The organism is Micromonospora sp. NPDC049900 (genome assembly GCF_044461025.1).
Lineage (GTDB): Bacteria > Actinomycetota > Actinomycetes > Mycobacteriales > Micromonosporaceae > Micromonospora.
In genome coordinates, this window is the sequence record NZ_JBITKM010000011.1 from 106,733 (window position 1) to 123,981 (window position 17,249).

General features: G+C 74.3%; 4 protein-coding genes and 1 riboswitch. Of the genes, 3 read left to right on the top strand and 1 reads right to left on the bottom strand.

Features of this window, described 5'->3' with window-relative positions:
- The first annotated feature begins 45 nt into the window (after window positions 1-45).
- On the top strand, window positions 46-1,029 hold the full coding sequence (locus tag ACIBMZ_RS22570) for a DMT family transporter (protein ID WP_396696814.1): 984 nt from the start codon (window positions 46-48) through the stop codon (window positions 1,027-1,029).
- Here the strand turns inward: ACIBMZ_RS22570 and ACIBMZ_RS22575 are convergent.
- Window positions 975-13,043 carry an amino acid adenylation domain-containing protein gene (locus ACIBMZ_RS22575; RefSeq protein ID WP_396696816.1) on the bottom strand — a complete coding sequence of 4,023 codons (12,069 nt, stop codon included), beginning with the start codon at window positions 13,041-13,043 and terminating at the stop codon, window positions 975-977. The genes ACIBMZ_RS22570 and ACIBMZ_RS22575 overlap by 55 nt on opposite strands.
- Window positions 13,044-13,163: 120 nt before the next feature.
- Window positions 13,164-13,372: riboswitch (cobalamin riboswitch) on the top strand.
- Between the two features lie 136 nt (window positions 13,373-13,508).
- Here ACIBMZ_RS22575 and ACIBMZ_RS22580 point away from each other — a divergent pair.
- Complete coding sequence (locus ACIBMZ_RS22580) at window positions 13,509-15,884, top strand: ribonucleoside-diphosphate reductase subunit alpha (protein WP_396696818.1); 2,376 nt, start codon at window positions 13,509-13,511, stop codon at window positions 15,882-15,884.
- Window positions 15,875-16,930, top strand: a complete 1,056-nt coding sequence (locus ACIBMZ_RS22585; protein WP_396696820.1) for a ribonucleotide-diphosphate reductase subunit beta — start codon at window positions 15,875-15,877, stop codon at window positions 16,928-16,930. Before ACIBMZ_RS22580 ends, ACIBMZ_RS22585 begins: the two co-directional genes overlap by 10 nt.
- Window positions 16,931-17,249: the final 319 nt, after the last annotated feature.

Sequence of the window (17,249 nt, forward strand, 5' to 3'; positions counted from 1 at the left end):
GAATGATTCACTGATCATGAGGTCGGCACCCACCGGAAGGACACGATGAGCCCGCTCACCAGCCGGGCCACCGGCGATCGCACCTGGCTGGTCGCCGTGGCCGCCAGTCTCTGGGGCTTCTCCAGCCTGCTCCGCGAACCGCTGGCCCGCGAGCTTCCCGCGCTGAGCGTGGTGCTGGCCGAACACGTCGTGCTGGTGCTGCTGGTGTCACCCTGGCTGATCCCGGCCGTACGCGCCCTGGCCCGATCCTCGGTGCGCACGAAGCTGGCCGTACTGGTGATCGGGGCCGGCTCCTCGGCGCTGGCCACGACGCTGTTCACCGCCGCGTTCCGGCTGGGCGACCCGATCACCCCGCAGGTGTTGCAGAAGCTCCAGCCGGTGCTCGCCCTGGTCCTGGCCGCCGTGCTGTTGGGCGAGCGGGTCGGCCCCCGGTTCCCGCTCTTCGCGGTGCCCGCGCTGGTCGGCGCCTGGCTGCTGGCCTTCCCCGATCCGCTGGCGGCGCAGCCGCGCGGCCTGGCCGCAGCCGGACTCGCCCTCGGCGCGGCGGCGCTCTGGGCGGCCGGGACCGTCCTCGGCCGGCTGGTCAGCGCCGAACTGTCCTTCCTGCACGTCACCACGCTGCGGTTCAGCGTCGGACTGATCGCGTTGGCCGCCTTCGCGGCGGCCACCGGCACCCCGGTCGGCGTGCCGATCGAGTTGGTGCCCCGGCTGGTGCTGCTCGCCGCCATTCCCGGCCTGCTCGCGCTGACGCTGTACTACCACGCCCTGCGCCGGACGCCCGCGTCCAACGCGACCCTCGCCGAACTGGCCTTCCCGCTGACCGCCGCCCTGGTCGGGCTCACCCTGCTCGACGGTCGACTCGGCACCAGCCAGTGGGTCGGCCTGACGTTGGTGCTGGCCTCGGTGGTGCTGCTCGCGTTGCACGAGAACCGCAGCTCCCGACCGGCCGTGCGGCACCCGCAGCAGCGGATGCCTCAGGTCGCGGGGACCTCCGGCAGCGCCGCCGGGAGGTCCGGCTCGACCCGGTGACGCAGCAGGTGCAGTGGCCCGGCGGTGACCCCCGCCCCGGCCAGTGCCGCCGCGTACGTCGTCGCCGTCGACTCGTCCACCAGGCCGTGCACCAACGGCAGGGTGGGCGTACCGGCGCGTAACAGCGACTCCACCTGGCAGGAGGCGATCGTGCCGGGCAACCCGAGCGCCGCCGCGTGACCGGCGATCGCCGCCGACGGCAGGTCCACCGGCACCGTATGGGTGGTCCGCCCCACGTGCAGCAGTCCGCCGCCGACCACCAGCACGTCGCGGTCGCGTCGCATCCGGGCCAGCGCCCGGCCGGGATCCAGCGCGTGCGGGAAGGAGTCGTCCACCACGATCGTGCCGGGGCGCAACCGGTCGACGTCGAGTGGTTCGGTGGCCGCGCTGGTGGCCCCGATGATCAGGTCGGCGGCGTACGCGGGGTCGGGCACCGCCGGGGTGGTGGGGCAGATCTCGACGGCGGCGGTGAGCCCGTCGGCGCGCAGCCGCTCCACCTGGTCGGCCAGCCGGGGCGCGGTCGCCGGCAGGTCGCAGAGGAGCAGTCGGGCCGGTGGACGGGGCGCGCGGGCCAGCAGCAGCCGCAGTGAGGAGAACCCGATCGAACCGAGACCGACCACGGCGACGGTCCGTCCGGCCAGGCTCCGTCCGGTCGCCGCCAACGCCGCCTCGACGGTGAGGACCACCGAGACGACCGTGGCCGCGTGACCCGTGGTGACCGCCGTGGCGGTCCTCGTGTGCCGCAGCACCCCGACGCCGTACCCGGTGTGGGCGGGGATCAGGCCGGCGAGGGAGACACAGGTCGCCCCGAGGCCGGCGGCGAGGTCGACCGCGACGGCGGCCTCGGTGGCGAGCCGGTCCCCGGCGGAGGTCAGCTCGTCGGCGAAACGCGGCAGGCAGACGAAGCCGGAGGTGCCCAGCGGGGTGGACAACTCCTCCAACAGTCGGGGCCCACCACCGGGAAAGAGCAGCTCACGAAGCTGTTCCCGGGGCAGGCTGTCGGCGGGCAGCCCGGCGATCACGGCGAGCTGCGCGGGGGAGGGCAGATACCCGACGATGGCGGCGCTCAACGCGGCCGACCGTCCCGCCTCCGTCGTTGGCGGGTCGATCGCCGCCGCGCCAGGCTGCGGCCGGGTCGACGCCGCCGCGTCCGTCGTCGGCTCGGCTGGCCCGGTCGGCTCGGTGCGCTTGGTCGGCTCCGCGGTCGGTCCGGTGGCGGCCGTGCCCAGGTCGGCGCGGAGCCGGTCGGCGAGGTGGTCCAGGTCGGTGGCGCTCATCGCCGTGGGGGAGCCGCGCAGGGTGACCCGCAGGCCGTCGGCCACCGGCCGGGCGGTCAGGAACAGGTCGGTGCCGAGCGGCGGCGGGGCGAGTTCGGTGTCCTCGTCCCAGCAGAGGTCGAGCCGGTCCGGACCGAGTGTCTCCGGCGGCAGGGCGGCGGGCCGCTCCGACAAAAACGTCCCCGTCGGCGGGGCGGCGGGCCGGAGCGCGTCGAAGTCCAGGAAGCTGAAGAAGAACTGGGCACCGGTCGGTGCGCCGTCGGGCCGACCGGCGGGCACGGCCGCCGCGATCGACGGTGGGTCGGCGTGCTGCCGGGCGGCGGTGACCTCGGCCGCGACCCGGGCCAGGTGGACCGGGAAGGCGTCGGTGCCGGTCAGGCGCAGCGGCAGCATCGCCGCACACGGACCGAAGATCCGGTGCAGGTCCGGCAGCGGATGGTCACGTCCGGTCACGGCCAGCCCGAGGACCAGGTCGTCCTGACCGGTGAGCCGGGCCAGCACCCGGTGGTACGCGGTCAGCACCGGCGCGTACAGGGTGGTCGACGCATCGGCGGCGAGTCGGCGCAGCCCGGCCACCACCGTGGCGTCGAGCGTGAACGCGCGGACCGGGGGCGTCGGGTCGCCGGTGCCGTCCTGCGGCCGATCGGTGTCCGCCCGCAGCACCGGCGGCCGGTACGCGGACCCGAACCGTTGCGACCACCAGGCGTACGCGTCCGGGTCCGGTGCGGCGGCGGCCCGCGCCGACAGCAGCCGCACGTAGTCGCGGAAACCGGCCCGCAGCGGCGGCAGCGGATCGGCCGTCCCGTCGGCGTGATAGGCGGCCAGCAGTTCGTGGCCCAGCAGCGCGGCGCTGTAGCCGTCACCGATCAGGTGGTGGGCGTGCACCAGCAGCACGTGGTCGTCCGGCGCGACCCGCAGCAGGCGCAGCCGCAGCAGGGGCCAGGCCCACGGCTCGAACCGTCGGCGACGTTCCTCGGCCACCCGGTCGGCCAGGTCGGCCGGGCCGGTCGGGTGCTCGTACGCCACCGGCAGCCGCATCGCGACGGGCAGTTCCTGCTGCACCGGTGGCCGGGCCCCGGCCGGGAAGACGGTCCGCAGCATCGGGTGCCGGGCGACCAGCACGTCCACCGCGCGCTGGAAGGCGTCCCGGCGCAGCGGACCGCGCAACCGCAGCCGGGCCAGCCAGGCGGTGCCGGCGCCGGGCGTGACGGCGTCGGCGAGCAGGAAGCCGCGCTGCGCGGCGGTCACCGGAAACGGCGCGGTGGCGTCCGCCTGCGGTGCGGTGCCGATCGACGATCCACTGTCGATCGTCGGTTCCGACGTGACGTCGACGTCCATCGTGACCCGAGCACCGGTGTGCGGATCCGTACCGGCGTCGAGCGCGGCGGCCAGGGCGGCCGGGGTCCGGTGCTCGTAGATGAGCGTCGGGCTTGCCGTGACCGCGCTGCGCTCCTGGAGTCGGGCGAAGACCTCCAGGGCCAGGATGGAGTCGCCGCCGAGGGCGAAGAAATCGTCGTCCGGGCCGACCACCGGCACGTCCAGCAGCCCGGCCCAGATCCGGGCCAGCTCCGCCTCGGTGCCTGCCGGACCGGTGATGCCGGTTGCTGGTGCGCGGCGTTCCGGCGGGGCGGTGACCCGGGCAGGCCCCGTTGCGTCGGCATCCGGCGCGGTGAGGCTGTCGACGTCCGCCGGAGCGGGTGCGGGGAAGTCGGCGGCCGGAGCGGGTGTGTGGCTGGCGGCGGCCAGTGCCGCCAGGGATTCGCGGTCGACCTTGCCGGTGGCGGTCATCGGCAGGCCGTCCAGCAGGTGCAGACGCGCGGGCACCATGTGCGCCGGGAGGTGGGCGGCCAGGTGGGCGCGCAACGCGGCCGTGGTGGGGTTGGTCTGCGGCGCGGGCAGCACGAACGCGTGCAGCCGGGGATGCGGGTCGGCTCGGTGCAGCACGGTCGCGGAGGCGACCTCCGGGTGGGTGCGCAGCACCGCCTCGATCTCGCCCGGCTCCACCCGGTGACCGTGGATCTTGATCTGGTCGTCGAGGCGACCCAGGAACTCCAGGGCACCGTCCGGGGCGAGCCGACCCCGGTCGCCACTGCGATAGAACCGCTCGCCGTCGTGGACCACGAACGCCGCCTCGGTCAGCTCCGGCTCGCCGAGGTAGCCGGTGGTGAGGCCGGTACCGCCGAGATACAGCTCACCGGCCACGCCGGGCGGGCAGACCCGGCCGTCCGGGTCGACGACGCGGACCACCGCCCCGCCGACCGGGCGACCGATCGGCAGCCGACGGACCGTGTCGTCGGGACGGGCGTCGATCAGGTGCCAGGTGGCGTTGATGGTGGCCTCGGTCGGTCCGTACAGGTTGGTGATCCGGGCGTCGCCGAACAGGTCGAACCAGCGCCGGACCGCCACCGGCGACAACTCCTCGCCGCCCACGTGCACCCACCGCAACGCGGCCAGGTCGGGTGCCTCGCCGTGCCGACGGACGTGTTCCTCGGCGGCGCGCAGGATCCGCTCCCACAGGGTGGGGACCGAACTCCACACCGTGATCCGGTCTGCCGCGATCCGGGACAGCAACGCCTGCGGATCGCGGAGCTGGGCGCGGGTGAAGGTGACCACGGTGGCCCCGACCAGCAACGGGGCCAGGATCTGCCGGACGGAGGCGTCGAAGCAGCTCGACGCCGTCTGGGCGAGCCGGTCACCGGGCCGGTAGTCGAAGGCGGCCACGGCCCAGTCGAGATAGGTACGCATCGACCGGTGGCTGACCGGTACGCCCTTGGGTCGCCCGGTCGACCCCGACGTGAAGATCACGTACGCGGTCTGGTCCGCCGTCGCCTCGGGCACCGACGGGACGTCGAGCGTGGCGTCGGTGGTGCCCGGGTCGAAGGGGACCGGTCGTGCGGCACCGTCGAGGCGGGTCGCGGTGGCGGCCGAGTCGTGGTCGTGCAGCAGCACTCCGGCTCCGGCCCGGACCAGGTGGTCGGCGAGGCGGGTCGGTGGGTGGGTCGCGTCCAACGGCACCCAGGCGGCACCGGCCCGCAGGATGCCGACCACTCCGACCACCGTCTGCGGGCCGGGCGCGGTGAGCAGGCCGACCCGGTCGCCGGGGCGTACCCCGTGCCGGGCGAGCAGCGCGGCCACCCGGTCGGCGTCTCGGTCCAGCGTCCGGTAGGTCATGGCCCGCGCGCCGGTCGTCACCGCCACCGCGTCCGGGGCACGCCGACAGACCGCCCGGATCCGGGCGGTCACGTCCGACGCGGTCGCCGTCCCCACAGTGGACGGCCGCGGTCTGCCGGTGGCGATCGCGACGAGTTCGTCCCGGTGCTCGGCGGCGAGCCGGGCCACGGTCACCGGGGTGAACAGTCGACGCGGGAAGTTCCAGGACAGTCCGAGTCCGTCACCGGACTCCCAGCAGAGCAGGCTCAGCCGGGTGGCGGCGGAGCCGGAACCGGCCGCCGTCGGCGTCACGGCGACCGGACAGTCCGGGTCGAGGGTGACCGGGAACCGGGCGAAGCTGAACCCGGCGGGGCTGGCGGTACGCGGCCCCGCGCCGGGCCGGTCGAGCAGCCGGGCCAGGTCGAGGCTGCTCACCGAGCCGTGCCGCTGCGCCGCCGACCAGGCCACCCGGAGCCGGTCGGCGAGCTGTCCGACCGGCTCGCCGGGATCCACGTCGAGGACCAGGGGCAGGGTGTCGGCGAACGGCCCGACGATCCGGTCGATGCCGGCCAGTCGCGCGTCCCGACCGGCCCGCGCCACCGTCACCGGCACGCGTCGCTGCCCTCCCCACCGGGCCAGGCACCGCACGTACCCGGCCAGCAGCAGGTGGAACAGCGACACGCCGGCCTCGGCGGCCTGGTCCCGCAACGCCGCCACGAGCGCCGGCTCCAGCTCACCCGGCACCGTCAGCAGCGGTGGGCCGGGCGGCGCGTCCGGGTCGCCGTCGAACGGCAGCCGCAGCGTCGTGCCGTCGGCCAGCAGGTCCCGCCAGTACGCCAGGTCCGCCGACGTCGGCACGGCCACCTCGTGCGCGTACGCGTCGAACCCGGGCGCCGACGGTCGGTGCACCGGCGTACGGCCGTGGGCCAGGGCGGTGTAGTCGGCCCACAGTTCCTCGCTGAGCAGGTTCAGGCTGAACCCGTCCCCGGCGGCGTGGTGCAGCACCAGCAGCAGGTGGGCCCGGTCCGGTGCCTCCCGGACCAGGACCGCCCGCAGCGGCGGCTGCCGGGTCAGGTCGACCGGGGTGTTGCACAGCCGCGCCCGTACCTCGGCCAGCGGCTCGGTGAGCGACCGCACCGTGTACCAGTCCGGGTACGGAGCCGCCGGAACCGATACGGGCGGCACGACCTGGCGGGGCGTCCCCGGACCGGCCGTGAACCGCACCCGCAGCATCGGGTGCCGCGCCTCCAGCCTAGCCAGCGCCTGCCCGAGCAGCGCGGCGTCCAGGGGACCGGTGACGGTCTGCTGGACGAAGGCGAAGCTGGCCACGGTCGGGTGGAGCCGTTCGTTGACGTGGAACGCCCGCTGCACGGCGGTCAGCGGGAACGGCCCACCCTCGACCGGCGTCCGCTCCCCGGTCGGCGCGGTACGCGTCACCGGCGGAACCGCCTCGGTGCCACGTACCCCGGTGAGGTGGGCGGCCAGGTCGGCGACGGTGGTGTACTCGAAGAACAACGTGACCGGCAGTTCCCGGCCGATCTCTTCCTCCAGCCGCTTGACCAGGTCCACCGCGGCCAGCGAGTCCAGGCCGAGGGCGAGGAACGAGGTGTCGTCGGCGATCTCGTCGGGCTGCCGGTGCAGCGGCTCGGCGAGCAGCCGCCGCAGCACCCGGGCCACCTCGTCCCGACCCGGCCCACCGTCCACACCGTCCGGTCCGTGCGGCGGGCCGACGACAGTGGCGGTCTCGACAGCGACGGTGGCGACGGCGACCCCGGCCGGGACGCTGACCGCCGGGACGCTGACCGTCGGCGCGGTGACCGAACGCTCCTGCGAGGATGCGACGACGACGTGTGCGGCGTCGACACGACGGGCGAGCGCCAGGGCACGCAGCGCCTCGTCGACCGGCATCGCCCCGGCGGCAGTGCCGACACCGCCGCTGCGGGCGGCCATGCCGGTATCGCTGATCGCGGCGAAGCCGACCGCCTGGACGGGGCGGCCGGTGGCCCGGTGCGCGGCGGCGAACGCGTCGAGGAACCGGTTGGCGGCGGCGTAGTCGCTGATCGCGCCGGCCAGGCCGGGCAGCACCGCGCTGACCGACGAGAACCCGACCAGCGCCGACCGGTCGTGACCGTGTCGCCGCAGCGCCTCGGCGAGCAGGTAGGTGCCGCGCACCTTCGGGCCCAGCACGGCGAGGGTGTCCTGGACGGACTTGGCGCGCAGGGTGCCGACCCGGACGATGCCGGCGGCGTGGAACACCGTGTCCACCCGGGGCAGCGCCGAGAGCAGGGCGTCCACGTCGGCGGGCACGGTCACGTCACACCGGTGGTACGTCGCCGTCGCGCCGAGCGCGGACAGTTCGGCTAGCAGGGCGGCCGGTGCGTGGTCCGACCGACCCGCCAGCAGTAACGTCGGCTGCTCCCGGCGGGCCAGGGACCGGGCCAGCGCCGCACCCACCCCACCGGCCCCACCGACGATCACGTGCACGGCACCCGCCGCGACGGGCCCGGCCGGTCCGTCGGCCCGGTCGGCGGTCGACACCGGGTCGAGCACGGCCTCTCCGCCCGCCGGGTCGAGGAACCGGCCTAGTCGGCGTCCGCCGCGCCAGGCCACCCCGTTCGGCGTGCGCGGGCCCGGCGGCATGCTCGGGTCGGTCGGCGTACCGGTGGCGGGCGGGTCCGTGGCGAGGGCGGACAACTCGTGACGGACGGCGTCGACGCGCGCTGCCGTACCGTCCGAGGAGGACAGGTCCACGGTGTGCACGAGCAGGCCGGGACGCTCGTCGGCGAGCGCGGTGACCAGCCCGGCGAGCACTGCCTGCACCGGGCGTCCCCGTTCCGCCGCCGCGCCGGTGACGTGCACGTCCTCGGTGACCACCAGCAGTCGGCCCGGCCGGTCGGCCCCCTCGTCGATCAGGGCGCGGACGGCGCGTACCTGCCCGGTGACGGCGGCGTCGAGCGCGGCCACGTCCGGCGTGTCCACCGCCGCCCCGGCGAGCAGCACGGTGATCCCAGGAGTGTCGTCGTCCGGAGCCGCGTCGACCCGGTACGGGTCGACGTGGACCTCGATCCCGTCGGCGGTGAACGCGGCGGCCAGGTCGTCGGCGAACGGGCCGCCCACCCCCGGGCCGCGCAGCCGTACCCGCCGGGCCGGTCCGCCGACCGCCGCCGGCACCTCCCGCCAGGCGACGATGTGCAGCGGTACGGGGTGCGCCGTCCCCGGTGGCGCGAAGGCGCGACGCTCGAACGGGTAGGTCGGCACCGGCACCCGCTGCCGCCCCCCGTACAGGGCGGGCCGGTCGAGCGGGCCGCCCCGGGCCCAGAGCAGTCCCGCCGTGGCCAGCAGCGACGCGGCACCGCCGGTCGACCCACAGTGCGCCGCCACCAACCGCACCAGTCCGTCGGTCGGCTCGACGTCGACCTGTCCGCCACCGTGCTCCGTCGCCTCCGCGACGCCCAACTCGACCACGGTGTCGTACCCGTCGTCGTGCAGCCGCCGCCACGCCGCGCGTAGCTCAGCCGCGTCGGTGGCCCACCGCACCGGCTCCGGTGGGTCCCACCGCCCGGCCGCCGGGCTGAACACCGGCACGCCCCGCAGCGCCGCGAGGGCGTACCCGCCGTCGTCCCGGTCGTCGGGACCGTCCCCGGCGTGGCTCGGGTCGGCGAGCGCGACGGCACGCCGGACCGCGTCGGCGACGCCCAGCGCGCCCCCGGCGGCGGCTGCCGCCAGCTCGCCGACCCCGTGACCGAGCAGCGCGTCGGGCCGCACCCCCCAGGCGGCGAGCTGCCCGGCCAGGGCCAGGGCCACCACCACGCGCACCGGGGCGGTGACCCGCCGGTCCGTCCCGTCCGCCAGGCACCAGGACAGCAGCGGACGCCCCGCCACCGGACCGACGGCGACACAGGCCCCGGTCAGCAGATCCCGGAAGACCGGGAGCCGGTCGTGCAGGTCGCGGACCGCAGGTGCGGCCGGCGAGCCGTCGCCCGGGAAGACGAAGACGATCCGGGGTCGACGGCGGACCGGCCCGTCCCGGTACGCGGTCGCGGCAGCCGCCAACCGGTCGGCCAGCCCGGTGTCGTCGGCGACGAGCGCCAACCGGTACGGCGCGTCGTCGCGGGCCGTCCCGGCGCTGGCGACCACGTCGGCCGTGTCCAGGTCGCCCCGGTCGCGCAGGTGCCCGGCGAGGTCGTGGGCACTGCGCCGCAGCGCGGACGCCGACCGGGCGGTGAGCGTCACCAGGTGTACGCCGGGACCCGCGAGCTGCGGTACGGGCCGGTGGGGCGGTGCCTCGCACAGGACGGCGTGTGCGTTGGTGCCGCCGAAGCCGAACGCGTTCACCCCGGCCACCAAGGGCCCGGGTGCGGTCCACGGACGTGCCTCGGTGACCACCGTGAAGCCGGCGGCGTCGAGGTCGTACCGGGTGGACGGCCGGACGTGGTGCAGCGACGGCGGCAACTGCCGGTGCCGCAGGGCCAGCACCACCTTCAGCAGCGCCGGCATCCCGGCGGCGTTGAGCAGGTGTCCCAGGTTGGTCTTGACCGACCCGAGCCCGCGGGGCGTGCCGTCGGGGCGGGGCGGGTACGCGGCGGCCAGCGACCGTGCCTCCACCGGGTCACCGAGGCCGGTGCCGGTGCCGTGCGCCTCGACGTACGAGACGGCGGCCGGGTCGAGCCCGGCGTCCGCGTACGCGCGCGCGATGACCTCCCACTGCCGCTGTGGGTTCGGGGCGAGCAGGCTCAGCGACCGGCCGTCGTTACCCACGGCGGTGCCGGCGACCAGCGCGAGCACTCGGTCCCCGGCGGCGTACGCGTCGTCGGGGCGGCACAGGACCAGCGCCGCGCCGCCCTCGCCGGGCACGAAGCCGTCGGCGTCGGCGTCGAAGGCGCGGCACCGGCCGGTCGGCGACAACGCCTCGGCGGCGTCCAACAGCCGGTAGCCGGTCTCGGTGAGGTTGAGGTTCACGCCGCCGACCACCGCGATGTCGCACTCGCCGGTGGCCAGGCTGCGCGCCGCCAGGTGCAGTGCGACCAGCGCCGAGGAGCAGGCCGTGTCCACCGTGATCGCCGGCCCGGCGAGGTCCAGCGCCTGCGCCAACCGGGCCGCCACGAGGTTGCGCAGGTTGCCGACCAGCGCCGCCGGTGCGGTGACCGGACCGGCGGCGGCCAGCAGCTCCGGATAGGCGCTCTCGCCGACGGCGGCGAAGACCCCGACCCGGCGGCCCTGCCGACGCGGTCCGGCGTACCCGGCCCGTTCGAGCGCCTCGTACCCGATCTCCAGGAAGAGTCGGGCGTGCGGGTCGGTGAGCCGCGCCTCCTCGTCGGAGAGCCCGAAGAAGTCCGCGTCGAGCTGCATCGGATCGTCCAGGAAGGACCCCCAACGGGGTCGGCCGTCCTGCGGCGTCCACCGGTGCTCCGGGACCGGCCGGACCGCGTCGATGCCGCCGACGAGTCCACGCCAGAACTCGTCGGGGTCCTCCGCGCCGGGGAAACGGCAGGCCATGCCGATGACCGCGAGCGGCGTCGCGTCGGAACGGGGGTCCTGCCGCGCCGGGGCGCACCCGTCGGGCGGTGCCGGTCGGGTCGTGGGCGGCCCGGCCAGGATGCGGTCGGTCAACGTGGCGACGGTGGGGCAGTCCCGCAGGTCCGCCGGATCGAACGTGGTGCCGAGGGCGTCCTCCAGCCCGGCCAGCACCTCCATCGCCTTGAGTGACGACCCGCCGATGGCCAGGAACCGGTCGTCCGCCGCGATGGTGTCGGCGGGCCGGTCCAGCACCCGCGCCCAGACCGTCCGGACGACCTGCTCGACCCGCCGCCGGGACAGCGGCCCCGAGCCGTCCGACGGCCGCGCCTCCGGCTGTCGTGTCGGGTGCGTGTTCGCCGGTGTCGCCGGAGGTGTGTCCCCGGACGCGGACGTCCCCGGCAGGCCGGTCGCCGGGTGCCAGCGGCGTTCCCGGTCGGCGAAGTCGCCGGCCAGGTAGCGCTCGCGCATCCGTCGTCGCCGCAGCTTGCCGCTGGTGGTCCGGGCGAACGCGCCGGGCGGCAGCGGCAGCACCCGCACGTCGTCGTGCCCGGCCGCCTCGGCCACCCGGGCCCGTGTGGCGTCGAGCACCCCGGTCGCCCCGGCGGGCGGACGGGCCCAGGCCACGAACACCACGATCCGCTCGCCGCCGCTGTCCGGGTCGGTGCAGCCGACCACCGCCGTCGCCGTGGCCGGCAACCCGACGGTCGCGGCGGCCACCGCCTCCAGGTCGGGAGCGTGGAACGTCCGGCCGTTGACGAAGACGACGTCCTTCGCGCGGCCGGTCACGCAGAGCCGACCGGCGCGCTGGAAACCCAGGTCACCGGTGCGCAGCCAACCGTCCACGAAGGTCTCCCGGCTGGCCTGCGGGTCCCGGTGGTAGCCGCGCGCCACGTTCGGGCCGCGTACCTCGATCAGGCCCACCCGACCCTCGGGCAGCGGCCGGTGCCGCTCGTCGACGACGCGTACCTCGCAGCCGGGCACCGGGTGTCCCAGGTCCATCAGCTCCACCGCGTGCGTACCCGGCCCGGTGGTAACCGCCCGGCCCTGGCTCAGCGCGGCCCGGTCCAGCACCAGCGGCGCGGCGACCTCCCCGGGCGGCGGGAAGGTCACCGCGAGGGTCGCCTCCGCCAGGCCGTACACCGGTCGCAGGGCGGCCGGGGCGAGCCCGGCCGGGCGTACGTGCGCCAGGAAGGCCCGCCACACCGTGGGGGAGATGGGTTCCGCACCCACCACCACGCACCGGACCCGGCTCAGGTCCAGCGTGGCGAGGAGGTCCGTCGGGACCCGGCGGACCGCCAGCGCCAGCGCGAAGTTCGCCGCCGACAACAGGGTCGCGCGGTGTCGGTGCGCGGCGGTGAACCACAGCGCCGGGCGCTTCGCGAACGCCAACGGGGGAACCCGGACCTGCGTGCACCCGATGGCGAGCGGGGTCAGATGCGTACCGATCAACCCCATGTCGTGGAAGTACGGCATCCAGGTGACCAGGACGTCGTCCGGCCCGGCGCCACTGGCCAGCCGGGACTGCTCCACATTGGCCAGCACGTTGGCGTGGGTCAACTCCACCCCGCGGGGCGTGCCCGTGCTGCCGGAGGAGAACTGGAGGAACGCCACGTCGGTGGGGTCGGCGGCGAACAGATCCTCCGGTGGGGCGCCGGTCCGCAGGTCGGCCAGCCGCAGCACCGGTCCGGCCAGCCCGTCGGCGACCGCCCCGGTGGTGTTGTCCACCACGGTCACCGCGTCGGCGAGCAGCTCGCGGACGGCCCGTACCCGGGCCGGTTCGGGCGGTAGCGGCACCGGGACCAGCCCGGCGGCGAGCGCACCCCAGAACAGTGGCTGGAAGTCGTCCCCGGCGTCGGCGACCAGGATCACCGGCGTGCCCGGGATCACTCCGGCCGCGCGGTAGCCACCCGCCACCCGCAGCGACTCGTCCCGCAACTGCCGGACGGTCACGGTGCGCTCGGTGCCGTCCTCGCGCACGTGCACGATCACCTGGTCGGGCGTCCGATCCGCGGCCCGGACGAGGATGTCGAGCAGTGCCCGTCGGTCGCCGGGTCCGGCCGCTGTCTGCACGCGACGATGCTAGTGGGCATGATCGAGTACCCGGCCGACGGTCGGCGGGATGCCCGACATCTGGCACGCGACACGCCCGGCACAGCATCTGGTGTTGCCATCTCCGCACCGCACCCATATATGGTGTGCCCCGTAGCTGGTTCGGCCGCCGCTCCACGACGGTCGAGGCAAGAGGGAACCCGGTGGGAATCCGGGACTGCCCCGCAGCGGTGAGTGGGAACGACCGCCGTCATCACGCACTGGACCCGCCAGGTCTGGGAAGCGACGGCCAGTAGGCGCGAGCACCAGGCCCACGAGTCCGAAGACCTGCCAGCGCGCCGCACGCGACGTGTGCGGCGGTCGAAGGCCGCGTGGGACGGCCGACGCCAGGAGCTGGTCAGTCACGGCAGCAGTGCCGTCGGATGACCGGCGGCGTCCTCCCGCGCGGACCCGACGATCTCGGGGACAGGCGTGAGGAGGGGGAACATGACGGTGACCCAGGAGCAGGCGGGGCCGGAGCAACGCCGGCACGTCATGCAGGTCCGCAAGCGGAACGGCGACACCGAGCCGGTGGACGTCAACAAGATCGTCAAGGCGGTGGAGCGGTGGGTCGCCGACCTGGACGAGATCGACCCGCTGCGGGTGGCCACCAAGACCATCAGCGGGCTGTACGACGGCGCGACCACGGCCGAGATGGACAAGCTGTCCATCCAGACCGCGGCCGAACTGATCGGTGAGGAGCCGCAGTACTCGAAGCTGGCGGCCCGGCTACTGGCCGCGTACGTGGACAAGGAGGTCCGTGGGCAACAGGTCGCCAGCTTCAGCCAGTCCATCCGGTACGCACACGGCCTGGGCCTGATCGGCGACGACACCGCCGCGTTCGTGGCCCGCAACGCGCGCAAGCTGGACGACGCCGTCGACCCGGCGGGGGACCTGCGCTTCGAGTACTTCGGGCTGCGCACGGTCGCCGACCGCTACCTGCTGCGGCACCCGCAGACCCGGCTCGTGGTGGAGACGCCGCAGTACTGGCTGTTGCGCGTCGCCTGCGGCCTGTCGCAGACGCCCGGCGAGGCGATCGGCTTCTACCGACTCATGTCCAGCCTGGCCTACCTGCCCAGCTCGCCGACGCTGTTCAACTCCGGCACCCGGCACACCCAGATGTCCTCGTGCTTCCTGGTCGACTCGCCGCGCGACGAACTCGACTCCATCTACGAGCGCTACCACCAGGTCGCGAAGTTGTCCAAGTTCTCCGGCGGCATCGGCATCTCCTGGTCCCGGGTACGCGGTCGGGGCGCCCTGATCCGGGGCACCAACGGCAGGTCGAACGGCATCGTGCCGTTCCTCAAGACGCTGGACGCCGGGGTGGCCGCGGTCAACCAGGGCGGCCGTCGCAAGGGCGCGGCCTGCGTCTACCTCGAACCGTGGCACCCGGACGTGGAGGAGTTCCTCGAACTGCGGGACAACACCGGCGAGGAGTCCCGGCGGACGCACAACCTGAACCTCGCCAACTGGATCCCGGACGAGTTCATGCGGCGCGTCGAGGCGGACGGCGACTGGTCGCTCGTCGACCCGTCGGACGCCCCCGAGCTGCCCGACCTGTTCGGCGAGGAGTTCGACGAGGCGTACCGGGCGGCCGAGAAGAAAGCGGTCAAGACCGTCAAGGCCCGCGACCTGTACGGCCGGATGATGCGGACGCTCGCGCAGACCGGCAACGGGTGGATGACGTTCAAGGACGCCTCGAACCGGCTGTCGAACCAGACCGGCACCCCGGGCAACACCATCCACCTGTCGAACCTCTGCACCGAGATCCTGGAGGTCAACGACGACGCCGAGACGGCGGTCTGCAACCTCGGCTCGGTCAACCTGGGCGCGCATGTCACCGCGGACGGTGTCGACTGGGAGCGGCTGCGCGCCACGGTGCGTACCGCCGTGGTCTTCCTGGACCGGGTGATCGACATCAACTACTACCCGGCCGAGCAGGCGGCGGCGTCGAACCCGCGCTGGCGCCCCGTCGGGCTCGGGCTGATGGGTTTGCAGGACGCGTTCTTCACGCTGCGCCTGCCGTTCGACTCGCCGGCCGCCCGGGAGCTGTCGACCCGGGTGCAGGAGGAGATCTTCCTGACCGCGTTGGAGACCTCCGCCGGGCTCGCCGAGCGGTTCGGCCCGCATCCCGCGTACGCCGAGACCCGCGCCGCCCGGGGTGAGCTGCATCCGGACCTGTGGGGCGCCGAGGTCGGCCAGCCCGAGCGGTGGACCGCGTTGCGCGAGACGGTCGGTCGGCACGGCCTGCGGAACTCGCTGCTGGTGGCGATCGCGCCGACCGCCACCATCGCCTCGATCGCCGGCTGCTACGAGTGCATCGAGCCGCAGGTGTCCAACCTGTTCAAGCGCGAGACGATGTCCGGCGAGTTCCTCCAGATCAACACCTACCTGGTCCGTGAGCTGAAGGCGCGGGGACTGTGGACGGCCGCGATCCGGGAGCAGATCAAGCGCGCCGAGGGTTCCGTGCAGGGCGTCGTCGAGCTGCCCGCGGACGTACGCGAGCTGTTCCGGACCGCGTGGGAGCTGCCGCAGCGGGCGTTGATCGACCTGGCGGCGGCCCGTGCCCCCTTCATCGACCAGTCGCAGTCGCTGAACCTGTTCCTGAGCGCGCCGACCATCGGCAAGCTCTCCTCGATGTACCTGTACGCCTGGAAGTCCGGGCTGAAGACCACCTACTACCTGCGGTCGCGTCCGGCGACCCGGATCCAGCAGGCCACCGTCGCCGTCACCCCGAGCGTCACGCCGGTCGTGGCGGTCAGCGACGACGAGGCGTTGGCCTGCTCCCTGGAGAACCCCGAGAGCTGCGAGGCATGCCAGTGACCACCGTCTCCGAGACCACCAGCACCAGCACCGGCACGGGGGAGCGGCACCTGCTGCTCGACCCCGGCATGGACCTGACCCTGCGGCCGATGCGGTACCCGCAGTTCTTCGACCGCTTCAAGGACGCCATCAAGAACACCTGGACGGTGGAGGAGGTCGACCTGCACTCCGACCTCGCCGACCTGGCCAAGCTCTCCCCGGCCGAGCAGCACCTGGTGTCGCGACTCGTGGCCTTCTTCGCCACCGGTGACACCATCGTCGCCAACAACCTCGTGCTCAACCTCTATCAGCACGTCAACTCGCCGGAGGGACGGTTGTACCTCTCCCGGCAGTTGTTCGAGGAGGCGGTGCACGTCCAGTTCTACCTGAACCTGCTGGACACCTACGTCCCGGACGAGAAGGAGCGGTTCGCGGCGTTCGCGGCGGTGGAGAACATCCCGTCGATCGCCCGCAAGGCCGAGTTCTGCTTCAAGTGGATCGACTCCATCTTCGCGCTGCGCGAGCTGCGGACCCGGGCGGACCGGCGGGCCTTCCTGCTGAACCTGATCTGCTTCGCCGCCTGCATCGAGGGCCTGTTCTTCTACGGCGCCTTCGCGTACGTCTACTTCCTGCGCTCCCGGGGGTTGCTGCACGGCCTCGCCTCGGGCACCAACTGGGTGTTCCGCGACGAGTCCATGCACATGGCGTTCGCCTTCGACGTGGTCGACACCGTCCGTGCCGAGGAGCCGGACCTGTTCGACGCCGAGATGGAGCAGCAGGTCAAGGACATGCTCGCCGAGGCGGTCGAGTGCGAGGTGCAGTTCGCCGCCGACCTGTTGGAGCAGGGCGTCTCCGGCATGTCGCTGGCCGACATGCGCGAGTACCTCCAGCACGTGGCCGACCGGCGACTGGCCGTGCTCGGCATCGCTCCCATGTACGGCAGCGGCAACCCGTTCGCGTTCATGGAGTTGCAGGACGTCCAGGAACTGTCCAACTTCTTCGAGCGGCGGGTCTCCGCCTACCAGGTCGGGGTGACCGGCTCGGTCAGCTTCGACGACGACTTCTGATCGACCGAGCTGTGCCGTTGTCCCGGGTGGCGTGACGCCGCCCGGGACAGCGGCGTTCCGGCTCGGGCTCCGGCCGGTGCCTGGCCGACTGGTCGTGTCGGCGGCCCCTGTCGAGCTGAACCGTTTGCGCTATCGGCTCCTCGACTGGGAGAGCGGCCGACGGTGGCCTGCACGGTGATGTCGGCGAAGTCGCCGGTGCGGGCGTGGAAGAGCGGTGGACCGACGCGGTCGGCGGTGTGGCGGGCCGGGCACTCTCGGCCGGTGACCGTCACGGCCGCCCCGGCGAACGGCGTGGGTCATGGCTGGTCCGGTGAACGGC